This is a genomic window from Sphingopyxis sp. H115 (assembly GCF_001468465.1).
Classification (GTDB): domain Bacteria; phylum Pseudomonadota; class Alphaproteobacteria; order Sphingomonadales; family Sphingomonadaceae; genus Sphingopyxis.
In genome coordinates this window covers 12,049-29,792 of record NZ_LNSA01000012.1, presented here as the reverse complement: position 1 = coordinate 29,792, position 17,744 = coordinate 12,049, and the positions used below count along the sequence as shown (strand labels likewise).

Annotated in this window: 19 protein-coding genes; all 19 read left to right on the top strand. The window is 60.4% G+C overall.

The annotated features are described in order from the left end of the window. Positions 1-39: 39 nt before the first annotated feature. Entirely contained in the window at positions 40-609 is a 570-nt protein-coding gene (locus ATE71_RS10240) for a recombinase family protein (protein WP_007015735.1), read from the top strand. Continuing rightward, positions 610-1,983, top strand: a complete 1,374-nt coding sequence (locus ATE71_RS10235; protein ID WP_007015736.1) for a hypothetical protein — start codon at positions 610-612, stop codon at positions 1,981-1,983. It begins immediately after the preceding gene. A gap of 43 nt (positions 1,984-2,026) precedes the next feature. Then, a complete protein-coding gene (locus tag ATE71_RS10230) occupies positions 2,027-2,695 on the top strand; it encodes a hypothetical protein (RefSeq protein ID WP_007015737.1) in 669 nt (222 codons plus the stop codon). A 60-nt stretch (positions 2,696-2,755) separates the two neighbouring features. Continuing rightward, a complete protein-coding gene (locus tag ATE71_RS10225) occupies positions 2,756-3,385 on the top strand; it encodes a hypothetical protein (RefSeq protein ID WP_007015738.1) in 630 nt (209 codons plus the stop codon). A 154-nt stretch (positions 3,386-3,539) separates the two neighbouring features. Further along, the gene (locus tag ATE71_RS10220; RefSeq protein WP_039330979.1) at positions 3,540-4,037 is read left to right on the top strand and encodes a hypothetical protein; all 498 of its coding nucleotides are present in this window, start codon (positions 3,540-3,542) and stop codon (positions 4,035-4,037) included. A 177-nt stretch (positions 4,038-4,214) separates the two neighbouring features. Beyond that, complete coding sequence (locus tag ATE71_RS10215) at positions 4,215-5,480, top strand: DUF3422 family protein (RefSeq protein ID WP_007015740.1); 1,266 nt, start codon at positions 4,215-4,217, stop codon at positions 5,478-5,480. A 149-nt stretch (positions 5,481-5,629) separates the two neighbouring features. Further along, positions 5,630-7,078, top strand: coding sequence for a sigma-54 dependent transcriptional regulator (locus ATE71_RS10210; RefSeq protein WP_039330884.1), 1,449 nt, complete (start codon positions 5,630-5,632; stop codon positions 7,076-7,078). Positions 7,079-7,569: 491 nt separating this feature from the next. Further along, complete coding sequence (locus ATE71_RS10205; RefSeq protein ID WP_011536524.1) at positions 7,570-8,532, top strand: hydrogenase; 963 nt, start codon at positions 7,570-7,572, stop codon at positions 8,530-8,532. 61 nt (positions 8,533-8,593) lie between these two features. Beyond that, positions 8,594-10,189, top strand: a complete 1,596-nt coding sequence (locus tag ATE71_RS10200; RefSeq protein ID WP_039330883.1) for a nickel-dependent hydrogenase large subunit — start codon at positions 8,594-8,596, stop codon at positions 10,187-10,189. A gap of 89 nt (positions 10,190-10,278) precedes the next feature. After that, positions 10,279-10,659 (top strand): hypothetical protein, encoded by a 381-nt coding sequence (locus ATE71_RS10195; protein WP_007015745.1) that lies wholly within the window; start codon positions 10,279-10,281, stop codon positions 10,657-10,659. 11 nt (positions 10,660-10,670) lie between these two features. After that, complete coding sequence (locus ATE71_RS10190) at positions 10,671-10,988, top strand: hypothetical protein (protein ID WP_039330882.1); 318 nt, start codon at positions 10,671-10,673, stop codon at positions 10,986-10,988. Continuing rightward, a complete protein-coding gene (locus ATE71_RS10185) occupies positions 10,976-11,461 on the top strand; it encodes a hydrogenase maturation protease (protein ID WP_007015747.1) in 486 nt (161 codons plus the stop codon). The genes ATE71_RS10190 and ATE71_RS10185 overlap by 13 nt, the downstream gene beginning before the upstream one ends. Positions 11,462-11,464: 3 nt before the next feature. Continuing rightward, positions 11,465-11,776: a hypothetical protein gene (locus tag ATE71_RS10180; RefSeq protein ID WP_007015748.1), complete on the top strand. Its 312-nt coding sequence runs from the start codon at positions 11,465-11,467 to the stop codon at positions 11,774-11,776. 96 nt (positions 11,777-11,872) lie between these two features. Next, positions 11,873-12,871: a hypothetical protein gene (locus ATE71_RS10175; protein ID WP_007015749.1), complete on the top strand. Its 999-nt coding sequence runs from the start codon at positions 11,873-11,875 to the stop codon at positions 12,869-12,871. 6 nt (positions 12,872-12,877) lie between these two features. Beyond that, positions 12,878-13,090: a hypothetical protein gene (locus tag ATE71_RS10170; protein WP_011536531.1), complete on the top strand. Its 213-nt coding sequence runs from the start codon at positions 12,878-12,880 to the stop codon at positions 13,088-13,090. Positions 13,091-13,101: 11 nt separating this feature from the next. Next, the gene (locus ATE71_RS22485; protein WP_007015751.1) at positions 13,102-13,323 is read left to right on the top strand and encodes a hypothetical protein; all 222 of its coding nucleotides are present in this window, start codon (positions 13,102-13,104) and stop codon (positions 13,321-13,323) included. Positions 13,324-13,327: 4 nt separating this feature from the next. Beyond that, positions 13,328-14,194, top strand: a complete 867-nt coding sequence (locus ATE71_RS10160) for a NifU family protein (protein WP_007015752.1) — start codon at positions 13,328-13,330, stop codon at positions 14,192-14,194. Then, positions 14,191-15,369, top strand: coding sequence for a hypothetical protein (locus ATE71_RS10155; RefSeq protein WP_007015753.1), 1,179 nt, complete (start codon positions 14,191-14,193; stop codon positions 15,367-15,369). Before ATE71_RS10160 ends, ATE71_RS10155 begins: the two co-directional genes overlap by 4 nt. After that, positions 15,366-17,732 (top strand): carbamoyltransferase HypF, encoded by a 2,367-nt coding sequence (gene hypF, locus ATE71_RS10150; RefSeq protein WP_230960710.1) that lies wholly within the window; start codon positions 15,366-15,368, stop codon positions 17,730-17,732. The genes ATE71_RS10155 and hypF overlap by 4 nt, the downstream gene beginning before the upstream one ends. Positions 17,733-17,744 lie beyond the last annotated feature (12 nt).

Below are 17,744 nucleotides of genomic sequence, written 5' to 3'. Positions count from 1 at the left end.
CAGAGCGTCCACAGAACGACCGTTTGGGAGACACGATAGATGGGCGGCATTCTGGGCTACGCCCGCGTCAGCACCGGCGATCAGGATGTGGCGGGCCAGACCATGCGACTGGAGAATGCCGGCGCCATCAAGGTGTTCACCGATGTAATATCGGGAAAAAGCATGGAGCGGCCTGGACTGGCCGAACTGATCGCCTATGCCCGCAAGGGTGACACGCTCGCCGTGGTCCGCCTCGATCGGCTTGGGCGTTCGCTGACTGAACTGCTCGCCACAGTCGAAACTTTGCGCAGCCAAGGCATCGCCCTCCTGAGTCTTGAGGAAAAAATCGACACCTCGTCGGCCGCCGGCGAACTCATCTTCCATGTGTTCGGAGCTATCGCCCATTTCGAGCGGCGGCTAATCTCTGAGCGGACCCGCGATGGGATCGCCGCTGCACGCGCCAAGGGCAAGCAGCCTGGCCGTCAGCCGCTCGACATGTCCAAGGTGGATGCGGCCATCAAACTGGTCGAAGCCCGTATCTCGCCGACAGAGGCAGCACGGCAACTCGGCATCGGCAGATCCACCATCTATCGCGAAATGCGCCGCCTTGGCGTGGAAAGGCCTGCCTGAATGTCCAGATTGAAATCTGCTCACGATCTGTCCGGGCTGATGAAATATGCGGATCGTGCTCCGTGGGACGAGGCGATGGATGAAATGCTGTCCGCGCATCTCGGTCCGGCATGTGAAGCGACCGGCCTCGAACCCGACGCCATATTCGAGATCATCGGTGATCATTGGCAAGGGCCGCTATGGGGCTGCGCCTTTGAAGATCTGCTGACACAGGAACTGGAACCTGACGGTCGCAATCTGGTCGATGACTATCTCAAGCGCCGAGGCTGGAACGAGAAGGCGCCGAACAAGGCCTATATGCGCGCGCTGCGGGATACGATGATGTCGCTCTATGAGGTTAGCGAGGTCGTCCCCGGTCAGTCGATGACCTTGCGTGATCTGTTGCGGGATGTTGCGCCAGTCACGGTCCGCGAACACGGCGCGACACAGACCCTCGTCAACTGGGACAAGATCGCTGCACGGGTTGTCGATGTGAACGGTCGCCATGGCATCTCGGGCGCGCTGTTGCCGTTCAGCGCTGATGGCGCCCTACAACTGATCGACGCGTTTGGCCGGCTTGCGGACGATGCAAAGGACACCTCCGAACTAAACCAGACCGACCGGGATGCTATTTTACGGGCATCAGGCCCGATGTTCACGAACATGTGGCTGCTCGATTGTCTGGGCAAAGCCATGCCTGGCACCATGCCGGATATGGTCAACGCCGATGGCGATGATCTTGTGTTCCACCGCATCGTCTTCCCCCTGGCCAAGGGCGTGATCGGCAAGAGCGTGGTTCGCAGGCTGAACGCGGCACAATGGCTGGAGCCTGCCAGCGACACATTCTGGAACTGGCTGGTGCCGGTGACGAAGGAGAGAAAACCACGAACGGCCAAAGGCGGGCAGGCTTTTGTGACGACCATGGAGGACGGCACACCCGTCTTCGCCAATGTCGAGTTGGCGGGACGCAAACTGATCGTTGAGGTCAATAGTGCCGCCCGTGCGGAGAAAGCGATTGCGCAAATGGGCGAATGGCTTGGTGATTGCGTGAGCACACCTATGACCGAAATCCGGACTCTGGCCCAGTTCATGGCTGATGACGCCGCCCGCGCTCCGCAGGAAGAGCCGCTCGATATCCCGCCGGACGAAATGGAGCGCATCGTTCATGATATGCTGACACGCGAATATACCAAAACGCTTGATGAAGCGGTGCCTGCCCTTGGCAACAAGACGCCGCGCGCTCTGGCCCGCACGAAGGCTGGCCGGGCGAAAGTGGCCGACTGGCTCAAATATATAGAGAATGGCGCAGCAAAATCCGGGGTCGGCGAGCCAATGGCTACCTATGATTTTACGTGGATGTGGCAAGAGCTGGGCATCATCGGCCTCCGCAGGTGATGCCCTTGCACGCCGTTCCGGTATTGTTCGTCCTTAGCGTTGCTTGGCGTACCTCCCACGCTATGCCCTCTTCAAGGAGCGCGGCAATACCGACGCCATGATTGTCACGCGCCGTAGCCAGCAGGTCTTCTCAGAAAGTTGCGAGGCTCACGGTGGCACCATCGTCCCGGCCGATGACCTGCGGACCGGGATGTTCCGCAACCGCGTCATTGCCCACCTGACCCGACCCACCGGGTATCGTCATCAATGGCGCGGTGAAGTGGCGATCTGCGACGGCAGCGGAGGCGAGCCGCTGGTGGGGTTCGTGTCTCTCCTGATGGATAATTCGGAGATTTCACGGTCCGGCGATATCGGGAGCCAGGTGATGGGGCGTTTGTTCGGCGGCCTGTCCAACACCACGGCGATTTACCTGTTTCACCCGGATCGACTGCCGACCGTTGCCGATGCCGCTGCGGTCGTCGACGAGGAAGAGCGCCGGATTGCCGCGGTCGAAGAGCGGTTCGAGGCAGCGAGCGAGCGGATCGCGGAGTTCCAGCGGAACCTGGCGATCGGCGACGAAAGCAACTGCGGCACGGTGATCGAGGTTCGCGGCCCCATGGCAGAGATTGCGGTGCCGACCAACCGGCGTGCGCCCAATGGGGAAAGCACCTTCTGGTCGCGGATCGAGCGCCTCGCGCCGCCCGGCTACGCGATCTGCACTTTCGGCCTCTGACGCCCACAGACCCACAATTACACATCCCCACAAGTCCACATTCACGAGGAGGATCAACAAATGCGCATAATCTCAGTCCAGAGCATTGCCGGCGGCACCGGTGTTACCAGCGTTGCCACCGAAATCATCGCCGACAAGCTGCGTGCAAAGGAGGCAATTCTGGCCATCGATCTGGGCAACACCCAAATGCTCGGCCGCAAGAATCTCGGTCGTGGTTTCGAGACGCTGGGTGACGCATCGCTGATCTTCGGCGCATGGCCCGCTGGAGTATGGCTACGGCAGGAAGCCCTTCCGCGACTCTGCCTGTTGGACCTGCGGGAACAGCGGCACCCCTATGATGCATGCGAAGAAGAGGTGCTGCTGGCGCTCACCTGCTATGACAGCGTCGGCGATATTCTCGACAGGTTGCGCGACCAGATGGCCAGTTTCGCCACCCGCTTCGACAGCTGCGTGGTGGACCTGTCCCAGGCGCCCGACCTGCTCAGGCGCCTGTTCATCGCCGTCAGCGACGAGGTGCATTTCTGCGAACGCCTGATGTCAGAATCGCAGACCTGGGAGGCCTTCCGCGAGAAATTCCTCGATGGCGAGGAGTACAAGCCCGACCAGATCTGGATCAAGCACCCCGATCGCGGCGAATGGCGGCCGCAGGTGATCGAGGACTGCCCGGGAATGCGGCTTGTCGATGCCTGATCCTTCATCGGCGTGCGCTGCGGCGGGAGGTCGAGCAAACGGTGTCCACCAAAGGGCCGCCCTCCCCTCGCTTCGGACTGCATCGAAGACCCCTTCGATCGCTCATTGACCTTGGTCCGGCACATACGCAGTCGGAGTGTCGAAGGAGAAAGCGATGCGTACCTCATTCGATCTTGGCAAATTCGATCCCGAGGTCACCTTGATGGATGCCGCCGTCGAAGAGGAGATCTTGCCGACCATGCGAATGGTGGCAAATGCCAGCCTGGGCGTCGAGCCCTTCGACGCCTACTACGCGGCGCAGGAACTGCTCGAGGTGCTGGAGGCGGTCCAGAGAAAGACACCCGGGGCAAAGGTAAGGCTGGCAGGCATTCTTTCGGCGGACTGCGACGATTACCAGCGTTGCCTCTATTACTGCCTCGCTGGGCGAGGAGCTGGCGTTATGCTCCTGTCCCTGTCGTGGCTGGTCCGCATTCTCCGCGGAAGGGCGGGTGCAATGGGCGAAGTCCTGCGAACGAAGGCAGAGGTGGAGCCGCCCTGCCCTCCTTATGTCGCCTCCCAACCTGATGGCCCGGTACCGTCGGCAAGCGAAGATTTCCACCTCGGTCCATCCTGGACCAGGGACCCGTTGACATATGGGCCGATCAAAGATTGAAGCGGCAACTTTGTTGGACGGTCCGGAACGGCAGGTTTTGGGGAGTGAACGAGGGATAGCTGCCCATTGTTGCGGCCATGTCCGATGGCAGCTAGCCGAGATCGATTTTACCGGCATTGCGGCTTCGCGCTTGTTTGAATAGGTCTGGCCCGGAATCCACTGGCGGGGAATGAGGCTATGCGAGAACATGAGTTGCGGCGGCAAGTTGTCAGCGAAATGCATTTGCGTCGCTGGCCGCTGTTGCAACTGCCGGTCGCAGTGTTCCAGTGGGTGCTTGAGGTTGGGCCTGGCGAGCGTGAGGCGGAGCGCTCAGTCTTGTCCGCTCTGTGCGGAAGCCAATCGGATGAAGAGAATCCGCGCCACCTGTCAGGTGCACTCTTTGGCGACGTCTCCTTTACATGGGAGCGACAGAGCGAAGGTTCGACGCTGACAGTGTTTTGTCCGGAACGCGCCATCGAAGTTTTGCTCGACCCCGGACTGGACTCTTCGGTGGGCGAGGCCATTGACTGGGCGGAAACCCTGCCGGGCGCAATCATTCGCGCGACATCGATCTGGGTTGGTGGCGACGAAGCCGAAGTCGAGAGGGCATTGCCGGCGGTTGATTTCAATCGCAGCGAGCTTGTGTCATGCGGCCTCTCCGGGGGAGTGCGTATCTGGTCGGATTTTCGCATTCACCCCGATGGCCGGGGGCGCCTTGTGGTGTCAGCCGGGGAAGTCGACCGGAGTGATCTCACCCGGCAACTGCAGCAATTGCAGGAGCTTGGGAATTACCGCAACAAGGCGCTCTTGGGGCTGCCGGTGGCACAAGAGGCCTGGCCAAGGCTGGACGCGGCCGAACGCGAATTGGCCGCACTTGCCAAGGCCGTAACGTCCTCGGTGGCCTCTGACGATGATTTGCTGGCGCAATTGTCTGACCTCAGCCTGGAACTTTCGACCATTGCCACGTCAATCGGCTATCGCATGAACGCTACCGCAGCCTATTCGCGTCTGGTGGAAGAGAGGCTCGCACAACTTGCTCCGGAACCGATCCGTGGGTTCGCTTCGCTCGTCGACTTCACTGAACGCCGCTTCCTGCCAGCAGCGCGCACCTGCGCCGCCTTGACTGAGCGCGAACGCCAGCTGACACGGCGTGCGCGCCAAATCTCCGAACTGCTGCGCGCCCGCATCGAGACGCGAATCGAGAACCAGAACGCGAAGCTGCTTCGATCGATGGAGCGCAGCACGACGATGCAAGTGCGCTTGCAGCAGATCGTCGAGGGCCTCTCAGTAGTGGCCGTGAGTTATTATGCCATCGGCCTGCTAGGGTATGCCATAAAGGGTGCGTCCCATCACTTTGACTGGGTTGATCCGGAAGTTGCGATCGCTTTGCTGGTGCTGCCGGTCCTGGGATCCGTGTGGTTTGCGCTCCATTCGCTCAAGAAGCGGGTTCTGGGCGGCCATTAACTGCATCCACGCGGAAATTGCGCAAGCGACAGCGCCTGTTACCAGCCTCCAAGCACATTTCATTGTTAAGTTAGCAGGCGAAATGCAAACTTTCCTTGCACATCGGTCGCGACTGGCAGTAGCAGTTGCGGTCCGCTGCATGTTGGGAGGTGCATTTGGCCGGGGAATTGACGATCCTTGTTGTTTCGCGCGACGATGCGCTGATCAGCGCGGCGCGAGCTGGGCTGAAGGAGCGAGCAGATTACCGGCTGGTCATAGCTGAGGACGGCAAGGCCGCGCAGGAGCGGCTCAACGACATCGAAGTACACCTCTTGCTTTGCGATCTCGACACGGTGGACGATGCCCAGGACAACATACTGACACGCGCGCGCGTGTCACATCCGGGGGTTTGTCGAATTGCGGTCTCTTCGCAGAATCGCGACGAAGCTGACAGCGAGGCAGTCCGTCGCTCTGCCGCCTATCTCTATCTGTTCAAGCCGCTAACACCTCATCAGATTGCGCTCATGGTAAAGCGCAGCCTGGAAATGAACGAACTTTCGCGACGCCATCGCCTTCTTTCGCGTGAACTGAAGATTTCGGTCGATGACCAGATCTTCGAGGAACGCGTGGATATGTCAGTCAAGGGCGGTTACTCGCAATTCGAGAAGCTCGTTTATGCCAGCGCCAAGATGGCTGATTTGATCGTTGAAGCGCGCAAGGCGGCGGTTACCGATCTGCCAGTCCTCATCGAGGGCGACACCGGGACGGGCAAGGAACTGCTGGCGCGAGCGATCCATTTCAACTCTACACGTGTCGATTCTCCGATCCATGTACAGAATTGCGGCGGTATGCTGGATTCCACGCTCCATTCCGAATTGTTCGGACATGTGCGGGGGGCTTACACCGGAGCCACCGCAGACCGGCTTGGGCTGTTCCGTGCCGCAGATGGCGGAACGGTGTTCCTTGACGAAATTTCAGATGTTTCGCCGAGTTTCCAGGTCAGCCTGCTGCGCTTCCTTCAGAATGGCGAGGTTAAACCGCTAGGGTCGGACAAGTTGTTGCATGCCAATGTCCGGATCATTGCGGCGTCGAACCGGCCGCTTCTGGAAATGGTCGAAAAAGGCGAATTTCGGCGTGACCTGTATTATCGTCTCAAAGGCTTTTCGCTGAGCATCCCGGCGCTGCGAGACAGGCGGGAGGATATTCCTGTTCTTACAGATTTCTTCATCGAGAAATATGCCGGAGTAGTCGGCCGCAGGGTAATTGGCATTACGCAGAGTGCGCTCGACAGGCTGCAGGCTCATCAATATCCAGGCAATGTCCGGGAACTGGAAAGCGAGATCAGGCGCGCGGTGGCGCTGGCTGAAAATGGTGGTTACATTACAGAGCGTAACCTTTCGGCCGTGTTTGATAATCTCGTTGTTGCCCCGGATGTCGGCCAGCAGGCGGAAATGGAAGGCGGCACACTCAAGGAGATGGTCGAGCGTCTGGAGCAACGGGTCGTGGTAGGTGCACTCACCCGTTTTCGCTGGAACCAGAGCAAGACTGCCGACGCGCTGGGGCTATCCCGCGTGGGCCTGGCCAACAAGATCAAGCGCTACGGTCTGCATGATGGCTGACGTTGGTCTCATGCAGGAGCAGGAGCAGGAACGGGAGTGGCAGTGAAATGGCAGACCGGGACAATGTTGTTCGCTTGCGTTTTTCCCGCATGCCCTATCCGGGGCAAGAGGCGCCACAAGACCTCGGCTCGACAAAACTGACGCGAACAGCGGGTGCAGGACTTTCTGGTGCGCATGGCCATTGGTGCGGGCGCTGCAAAGGCATCTGGTATTCGGCGTTCGGCGAAGTTGAATGCCCGGTCTGCGGCAACCGGCACGGCTAGCCTGAACGGTTGGCATACGCACCTCCTGCGGCTCCGACTGCAAAGAATGTTTCAAGGAGTGCGTGCAAAGTTTCTTTGCATTTTCTTCGCCGAAAATATGAGCTTCATCATAAAATACTGAAAATGCTTTATTATTTTTCTGGCACGAATCATGCTTAATGTCCTCCCATAGCCCGCAGGGGCATTTGGCCGGTCGGGCACTCCGCCGGGAAGTTGGGAGACTGAGAAATGGCGAATCTGTTGTGGCTTCAAGGCGGTGCGTGCTCTGGCAACACCATGTCCTTCCTTAATGCCGAGGAGCCCAGCGCATGCGATCTGGTGACGGATTTTGGCATCAATGTCCTTTGGCATCCCTCGCTTGGCCTCGAGCTGGGTGAGAATGTCAAAGTCATGATGGAAAAGTGCCTTTCCGGCGAAATCCCGCTCGACATTTTCGTGTTCGAAGGCAGCGTCATCAATGCGCCCAACGGTACCGGCGAATGGAATCGCTTCTGTGGCCGCCCGATGAAAGACTGGGTGGCAGATCTTTCTGCCAAGGCGCAATTTGTTGTGGCAATCGGCGATTGCGCCACCTGGGGCGGCATCCCGGCAACGGCGCCGAACCCGTCTGAAAGCGAAGGCTTGCAGTTCCTCAAGCGGGCCAAGGGTGGAGCGCTGGGCGAAGGCTTCACGTCTCAGGCTGGCCTTCCGGTCATCAATATTCCCGGCTGCCCCGCTCACCCTGACTGGGTAACGCAGATCCTTGTCGCCGTTGCCACGGGCCGCGCGGGCGACCTGACGCTGGACGAATTCCATCGGCCAAAGACCTTCTTCTCCAGCTTCACGCAGACGGGCTGCACCCGCAACATGCACTTCGCCTACAAGGTCTCGACCACGGCCTTCGGTCAGCGCAAGGGCTGCCTCTATTACGATCTGGGGTGCCGCGGCCCGATGACTCACAGCCCCTGCAACCGCATTCTGTGGAACCGCGTTTCGTCCAAGACCCGTGCTGGCATGCCCTGCCTTGGCTGTACGGAACCGGAATTCCCCTTCTTCGATCTCGCCCCAGGAACTGTCTTCAAGACCCAGACTGTGATGGGCGTGCCGAAGGATCTGCCGCTAGGGGTTGATCGTACCGGCTACGTCAAGCTCACAGCTGCCGCCAAGGGTGCGGCTCCGGCGTGGGCCGAAGAGGATATCTTCGTCGTCTGATTCATGAGGGTTCATGGCGCGCAGCGAAGCGCGCCGCACACAGAATTTCGGGAGAATTACAATGGCAGCTACACAAACCCTCGACATTTCGCCCGTTGGCCGGGTGGAGGGCGACCTTGATGTCCGCGTCGACATCGAGAACGGGATCGTCACCAATGCATGGACGCAAGCGGAAATGTTCCGCGGCTTCGAAGTCATCCTCAAGAACAAGGATCCACAGGCCGGGCTTGTCGTTACGCCTCGTGCTTGCGGCATCTGCGGTGCCTCGCACCTGTCCTGTGCTGCCTGGGCACTCGATTCCGCCTGGGGTACCACCGTTCCGCGTAACGCGATCCTTGCCCGCAATCTCGGGCAAATCGTCGAAACACTCCAGTCAATCCCGCGACATCACTATGGTCTGTTCATGATCGACTACACCAACCAGAACTATGCGAAGTCCAAGTTCTACGAAGAAGCGGTGAAGCGCTATGCGCCCTTCACAGGGACCTCCTATGAAGCGGGTGTGACCATTTCGGGCCGCCCGGTAGAAATCTATGCCCTGCTTGGCGGGCAGTGGCCGCATTCTTCCTTCATGGTTCCTGGCGGCGTGATGTGCGCCCCGACCCTGACCGACGTGACCCGCGCCTGGTCGATCCTGGAGCACTTCCGCCGCAACTGGATCGAACCGTTGTTCCTTGGTTGCTCGATGGAGCGCTATGAGGAAATCACCACGTACGATCAACTGATGGCGTGGCTTGATGAGCGGCCGGAACACGCGAATTCCGATCTCGGCATGTTTATCCGCATGTCGCTCGACATCGGACTGGAGAAATATGGCACTGGCCACGGCAAGTTCATCTCGTGGGGCTATCTCCCGCATGAAGACCGTTACAACAACCCCACGATTGAAGGCCGCAACAGCGCCGTGATCATGAAATCGGGGACGTTCGACGGTGCCAGCGGCGCGTTCAAGCTGATGGATCAGGGCAATGTCCGCGAGGACATGCAGCGCGCGTGGTACAACGAAGGGGACGATATCCACCCATTCGACCGGACGACGATGCCAATCGCGAAAAACGACATCGATACTGATGGCAAATACAGCTGGTCGACTGCCGTTCGCCACGCCGAACATGGTCGTCTTGAGGCCGGCCCGCTCGCGCGGCAGCTGATCGCTGGTGGCGATCATGGCGAGGCCTGGCAACACAGTGATGGACTGGTGCTCGACATGTATCGCAAGCTTGGCGGCGCTTCGACCTACCTGCGCCACTTCGCCCGCCTGCATGAGCTGTGCAAGCTATACCGCGAAGCCGAACGCATCCTGCGCGAGTTCCGTCTCAACGATGAATGGTACATCAAGCCTACTGAGCGCGATGGCCAGGGATGGGGCGCGACCGAGGCTGCGCGTGGCGCCTTGTGCCACTGGATCGACGTGCGCGATGGCAAGATCCACAATTACCAGATCATCGCTCCGACCACATGGAATGTCGGCCCGCGTGCGAGCAATGGCGAGTTGGGACCGATCGAGGAGGCACTCATCGGCACCCCGATTACAAATACTGCCGATCCGGTTGAAGTCGGACATGTCTGCCGTTCCTACGACAGCTGCCTGGTTTGTACGGTCCACGCACACGATGCGAAAACGGGCGAGGAACTGGCGCGCTTCCGCACAGCTTGATATCGGGCCGCCGGGTGGGAGGACGCTGTGAGGTGTCTCCCACCCGAGGCTGCGAATAGAATAACAACCCGTTGGGAGAATGCGCCGGAATGACTGGCGACAACACCGAATTGCAGCGCCAGCGCGAATGGCTCCTGTCCCGGTATGGCGTGGTGCCTTCAGAGGCCGATCATGCGACACTTCTGCGCATGATCGAGGATTATCTCAACGAAGGGCTGGAAACGCAGGTTGAGCCATTTCCCGAAACCGACCGCGAGTTTTCAGGCATTCTTGACGAGTTAAGGGCGCTCGACCCGGATGATCTAAGGGCCAAGCTCGACATTTCCGGCTGGTTGCTTCGCCCGTACGGGGCAGACGAGATGCGCTGTCAGGAATGCATGTATTATCTGGTCCACAGGCGCTGGTGTGACCTGCCGGAGCTAAGCTTGCCCGCCGAGCCCGAATGGTGGTGTCGCCTCTGGCGCATTTGAAGGAGTTGCGCATGGCCACTGATGCAGACGAAACCCTACGGCGGGAGATCGCGGGTCTTCTGGCTGGCGGCCTTGAAACCGAAGTCTTCCCCAGAGCCGAAGACTCCGCGCAGGTCAACGCGATCGTGTCCCGCCTGCAATCGGAAGGCAAGGACCTTGCTTCCAAACTTGTGATTGCCGGGTTTACAGATCACACCATCACGGCTGATGAACTGGAACAGCCCTGCGAAACCTGCATGTATTACCTTATCAAGCGCCGTTTCTGTGATCTGCCTGAACTTATGCTGCCGGTTGAACCCGAGTGGTCGTGCCGCCTGTGGCGAATTTAGACGCACCTGCCACTGCGATCATTGGCTGCGGCAATATCAATCGCGGTGATGACGGGGCTGGTCCGGCCGTCATCGCCCGGCTTGCTGCTGAAGATTTGCCGTCTGATGTAGCGCTGCTGGATGCCGGCACTGATGGGATGGCAGTGATGTACCGTGCGCGCGGGGCGCAGCAGCTTATCGTGATCGATGCAAGGGAGCCCGAAGGCAAGCCGGGGGCTATCTACGAGGTTCCCGGCGATGTGCTGGCGGCAGAACCGGTCCATGGCGTGGGTCTTCACGCGTTCCGTTGGGACAACGCCCTGTTTGTGGGACGCAAGATCTTTGGCGATGACTTCCCTTCTGATGTGCAAGTCTATCTGATCGAAGCGCAGACGCTGGACTATGCCACCGAGCTTTCCGGGCCGGTAGTTGCAGCGGTCGAGAAGGTGGCGGCCAAGATCGCGGCGCGGCTCGTCATCGCCCCCGAGGCTTAAGTCATGGAGCAGACCATCTCGGTCGCGCGCGGGACGATCCGGTTTCCCGCAGGCCTGGTCGCTACCTATTTCTCGGGCATCGATGCAGTTGCGGTGCTGATCGATGGCGCGACCTTGCGGATTTTGCCGGTGTTTCACGCGGCGGCCGGAGGAGCGCTGTTGAAACAACGCAATGCTCAGGGTGATCGGGTAGTTGGCGCTTTCGATGTGTTCGAGGCGCACGGCCTGGCCGACTTCGAGGCGCAGGACGTCCCCGTAAGGTGGTCAAGCGGAGATGCGGCGCTTCTTGCGGACCTCCCCGTAACTGATAACTAAGTTTACATAACGAAAAACTGGTAGACAATTTACCCGGCGCTCGTTTTAAGGGCTGCAGGCCCGAATCCGATCAAGGGGAGGCCGGGGAGAGTCGGGATGGTTGCGCTCAGTCGCACAGAGGATCAGCTGGCGGCCGCCTTGAAGGTGGTGGAGGAAAGTGACGCTTCGGTTATCGAGAAAGCCGAAATGCTCATGGAAATTGCCATGGGTCTGCAACAGCGGCCGAAGGAAGCCGACGACCTGCTGGCAGCCATCGAACTCTATGAACAGGCAATCCATCAGTGCGGAGACCAGGATGCACTGCTGACTGCCCGGATTCGTGCGCGAATGGCCACGGCGCTCATGGCAATTCCTTCCGAAATTGCCGCACCGATCGAACAGGCTCGTGACTTGCTGAAACAGGCAACACCGGTCCTGGCGGAGGGAGGCAGCGGCGAAGAGGTGGCTGAAGCGGAAATGAACCTTGGCCTCGCCCTGCAGACTCTTGCAGGCGCAGGCATGGCACGAATTACAGATGCAATATCCGCCTATCAGCGATCGCTGCGGACGTTCAACAAGCTGCGTCATCCACGCGAATATGCCATTCTGAACAACAATCTGGCGACCGCCTTCCTCTCCGTTCCGATTACGAGCGAAAGCGGCAAGATCAGCGAAGCGCTGGCGGTGCAATCATTTGAAGAAGGACTTTCGGCGGTCAATCTGATCGATCAGCCGATGGAATATGCAATGCTGCAGAACAATCTGGGCAATGCGCTGCAATATGCATCATCGAGCCACCGGGTCGAGAACGGTTTCCGTGCGCTGGAGGCCTATGACGAGGCGTTGAAGGTGCGCCAGCGGGACAACACTCCGCTTGAATATGCCAACACCATAGCGAACAAGGCCAATTGCCTTTGCAACCTCCCTGACGATCCGGAAGACGGAGAAGCAGGCAATCCACGCAACATCGCGCAGGCGATCAAGCTGCTGCGCGAAGCGCGCGAAATATTTGCCGCTTCCGGAGCGCAGGACCGGGCCGAGAGCGCGGCGCAAACGATCATCGAACTTGAAATGGCAGTGCGCGGCGAACCCTCGCGCGCCAACGGCGGATTTTAGAGAACAATGGAGGTGAATTTGCTCGTAATTTTACTGCTGGCCCTAGTGGCCGGAATAGCAGGGGCTCTTGTCGGCGGCGCGCTCTCGGGCCTGAAGATTGGCGGGGCTGCGCTGGGCAAGCAACTGGCAGCCCAACTGGGCGGGCTATACGGCCTGCTCGCCGGAGTTCCCGGTGTAGTCATGGGACTCGCCGTGCTGTTTTTCATGCAATCGGCCTGAGGGAGACTACCATGTTTGATATGGTTTTCAGTTCAACCAAGTTGTTTTTTCAGGGCAAGCTGTTCCAGGATACGGCCCTCGCCATCCGTCTACTTGTGACCGGGGCTGCCGCAGCTACCGTTGCAACTGTATTGGTTGGCATGGTTGCACCACTATGGGGAGCGGCGATTGCCGGGGGCCTGGTGGGCGGCTTGCTTCAGCCTTACCTCTACCGGAACATCAAGTACGCCTGATCCGATGTCAGAGGCGGATCCCCAGCGGCCCGAGCCAACGCTTTCCCGCCTGCTGGGGGATCTGACCGCGCTGGAAGCGCTGGCAGAGAACTGGGAAGAAGGTGCACGCAATGGTGCGCAGGCACGGGCAGCGGCGCTTGACGCGCTCAATGCCGAAGCCTTCCGTCGCCTGATCCGGTCGCTGCGTGAGCTGCCCGGCGCAGCCGAGGCTTTGCGTCAGGCGGCGGCGGACGAGGTGGTCTATTGCGTGCTCCGCCGCCATGGCATCCTCAAGGCCAGCCTGTTCGAGCGGGTCGATGCCGCGCTTGCCACGGTGCGCCCGACGCTGGCCGGCCATGGCGGCGATGCCGAACTGGTCGAAGTATCTGGCGACAAGGCAGTGGTCCGTTTTCTGGGGGCCTGTGATGGATGTCCCGCTTCGGCGCTGACTTTCTATGCCGGGGTAAAGAAAGCGATCACTGAGCAAGTGCCCGAAATCCGCGAAGTCAAACAGGCCAAGGGGCTGGGTGGCGGCGGCGGTGACACGGTGCATTTCACCTCTCCCTTCGCCGCGCATGAGCATGAAGGCTGGCTCCACGCGCTGCAACTGACTGAATTGCCCGACGGGACGACTTCTGTCCTGGAGCTGGAAGGGCGTTCGCTGCTTCTTTCGCGCTTCGGGGACAAGGTTACCTGTTTCGAGAACGCCTGTGCGCATCTTGGCATGCCGATGGACCAGGCGGAAATTACCGATGGCTTCATCACCTGTCCGCACCATGGTTTCCGTTATGCGCTCGAAAGCGGTGAATGCCTGACGGCACCGGAAGTGCAATTGCAACCTCATGCCGTACGCGTCCGAGGGGACGCCATCGAACTGAGGCTGACGCGATGAAAGTATCGCTCGCGCCCTCCTTCCGTCCGGTCAAAGCCGAAGGGACGCAAATCGCGGGGGCACCGCTGCTGGAAGAAGGCGGGCCGCGCGTTGTGCTCGGGTGGTCGCCCGGCGACATTGCAACGCCGCTGTCTCCCGCCGCTGCAAGCCTGTTCGGGCCGCGCGGTGTCTGCCTGCATCCTGATGGAACATTGTGGGTCGCGGATACCGGGCATCATCGGCTGCTGGGATGGCGAAAAATTCCACAATCGGACAATGAGCCTGCCGACATTCTGATCGGCCAGCCGAGTTTCTCACGCGAAGGCCGCAACGCCAAGGGGCCTCCCGGTCCTGCTACGCTCAATGTGCCAACTGGCCTGTGCTCATGGCGCGGCGGATTAGCCGTGGCTGATGCCTGGAACCACCGCGTGCTGATCTGGCGCGAAGTGCCAACAGGCAATGGCCAGCCAGCCGATCTGGTGCTGGGTCAGGAGGATAGTGAATCCGTTCTGGCCAATCGCGGCGCTGACCGTCCAACCTCGGCCAGCCTGCACTGGCCCTATGGCGTGGCCGAAGTGGCCGGCAGACTGGTCGTATGCGACAGCGGCAACCGCCGCCTGCTGGTTTGGAGCGATCCTTCAGAAACCGGCCAGCCAGCCGATCTGGTGCTGGGCCAGCACGACTTCTCTACGCGCGACGAGAACGCGGGCGGCGAAGTCACGGCGATGTCGATGCGGTGGCCGCATGGAGCCTGCTGGTGGAATGGCCATCTCGCGCTGGCAGATAGCGGCAACAATCGTGTAATGCTGTGGCGCGGATTTCCAGAGCACAATGGCGCGCCTTGCGACGCAATCCTGGGACAGCGGGACGCCGCGCATTGCGATCACAATATGTCCTCCTACTATCCCAGCGCGGCCAGTGTGAACATGCCCTATGCGACGGTTGAAGCCGGTGGCCAGCTGATTGTGGCCGATACCGCGAACTCGCGTCTGCTCGGCTGGGCAGACAGCGCCACCGGCATTGCGGCGAACCGGCTTTGTGGTCAGCCGGACTTCGCCAGCAAAGGCGACAATCGCTGGGGCATGCCCGAACGAGACAGCCTGTGCTGGCCCTATGGCCTGTCAGCGCTGGGTGATCTGGTGGCGGTTGCCGATAGCGGCAACAATCGCGTCCTTTTGTGGAATCTGGCGCGGTGACCGGCGAACGCCTTCTGGTACGCGGCCAGGTGCAGGGCGTAGGCTTCCGGCCCACTGTATGGCGGGTTGCACGCGAGCTTGAGCTAACCGGTGATGTGCGCAACACCAGCAGCGGGGTTGAAATTCGCCTTTGGGGCGAAGCGGTGTCGCGCTTTGAAAGCGAACTGCGCGCGGCTCTGCCTGCATTGGCGCGGATTGATGCGATAGAACGCGTGGCAATTGATGCTGTGCGGCCCGAGAGCTTCGTTATCGGTGCATCGGAAGGTGATGGCATGCGCGGGGCTGTAACGCCCGATGCGGCAATCTGCTCCGCCTGCCTTGAAGAAGTGCGCGACCCTTTCGAGCGTCGCTATCGCTACCCCTTTACCAATTGTACCGAATGCGGGCCGCGTTTCTCGATTATCGAGACCGGCCCCTATGATCGTGCCCGCACGACCATGAGGGGTTTCGCGATGTGCCCGGAATGCGGAGAGCAATATTCCGATCCGACAGACCGGCGCTTCCATGCCCAACCTATCGCGTGCCATGTTTGCGGACCACGCGCATGGATCGAGCGCCTTGGCCCCGGTACTGTTAATCACGAAGCCTTTTCGATGATGGACGACGTGGATGCCGCAGGCGGCATGCTGATGAACGGGCATATCGTCGCCATCAAGGGGCTTGGCGGCTTTCATCTCGCCTGTGATGCCACCCGCGCGGAGGTGGTGGCCGATCTGCGTATGCGCAAACGGCGCAGGGGCAAGGCCTTTGCCCTGATGGCGCGCGATCTGGACGTTATCTGCCGTTATGCCGAATTCTCGGAACAGGAAGCCGAACTGCTGGCATCGCCTGAAGCGCCGATCGTGTTGCTGCGCGCATCGGGGGAACCGCTGCCCGAAGCGGTTGCGCCGGGGCTGGACCGTATCGGCTTCATGCTGCCGCACACCCCGCTACATCACCTGCTGTTGCGGCGGATGAAGCGCCCGGTGGTGATGACTTCAGGCAATCTCTCAGGCCGCCCGCAATGCACGACTAACGAGCAGGCCCGCGCCGAACTGGAAGGCATTGCCGAATTCGCGCTGATGCACGACCGGCACATTGCCAACCGGATCGACGACAGCGTTGCGCGGGTCGATCTGGGCCGGGTCCGGCTGCTGCGCCGCGCACGCGGCTATGCCCCCAGAGCTATCGACCTGCCCACCGGCTTTCCGCGTGACATTTCAATACTGGCCATGGGCGCGGAGCTCAAGAACAGCTTCTGTCTGGTGCGCGATGGCGAAGCTGTGCTGAGCCAGCACATGGGCGATCTGGAAGATGCGGCCACCGAAGATGATGTGCGCCGCAACCTCGATCTTTATACCCAGCTCTACGACCATCAGCCAGCGGCAATCGCGGTGGACGCGCATCCTGAATATCTTTCGACCAAGCATGGGCGCGAAATCGCGGATGGACGACCGGTGATCGCGGTACAGCATCACCACGCCCATATCGCCGCCTGTCTGGCAGAAAACGGCCGCTCGCTCGATGCCGCCCCTGTACTGGGAATCGCGCTTGACGGTCTGGGTCTGGGTGATGACGGCACGATCTGGGGCGGTGAGTTCCTGATCTGCGATTATCGCGGATACCGTCGTGCCGGGATGCTCAAGCCGGTCGCACTACCGGGTGGGACTGCGGCGATCCGCGAACCCTGGCGCAATGCCTATGCCCATTTGATGGCGCAGATGGGCTGGGCCGAATTCGCGATGAATTTCGCTGACCTGCCATTGTTTGCCCGCCTTTCCGCCATGCCGCGATCCACGATCGATGCGATGATCGCCAGCGGCACCAATAGCCCACTTTCTTCCTCATGCGGGCGGTTGTTCGATGCCGCTGCGGCGATCTGCGGTCTCGCCTGGGATCGGCAGGAATATGAAGGGCAGGCAGCCATGTTGCTGGAAGCAGCAATCGATCCGGCGGCGCTGAATGAGCCGGACGATCTGGCCTATCCTTTTTCCATTCCGTTGCTGGGCGGGCGTGGGCTTCCCTATGTTGAACCGCTCGCCGTGTGGCGGGCGATGCTGGGTGACCTGCTGCTGAATACGCCTGTTGGGGTGATGTCCGCGCGGTTCCATCGCGGCCTCGCACGGTCTGTTGTGGCCATGGCGCAGCGCCTGACCGCAGACGATGGCCCTGATACTGTGGCCCTGTCTGGCGGCTGTTTCCAGAACGCCACGCTGTTCCGCCTGGTCCATGAAGGATTGGAACAACTGGGGCTCAACGTCCTCAGCCACTCGAGAGTGCCCGCCAATGATGGCGGTCTGGCTTTGGGGCAGGCCGCTGTGGCCATGGCCCATTTGCACGAAGCGACCGCGGAAACCGAAAATGGGAGAGAAGTATGTGCTTAGGTATTCCGGGAC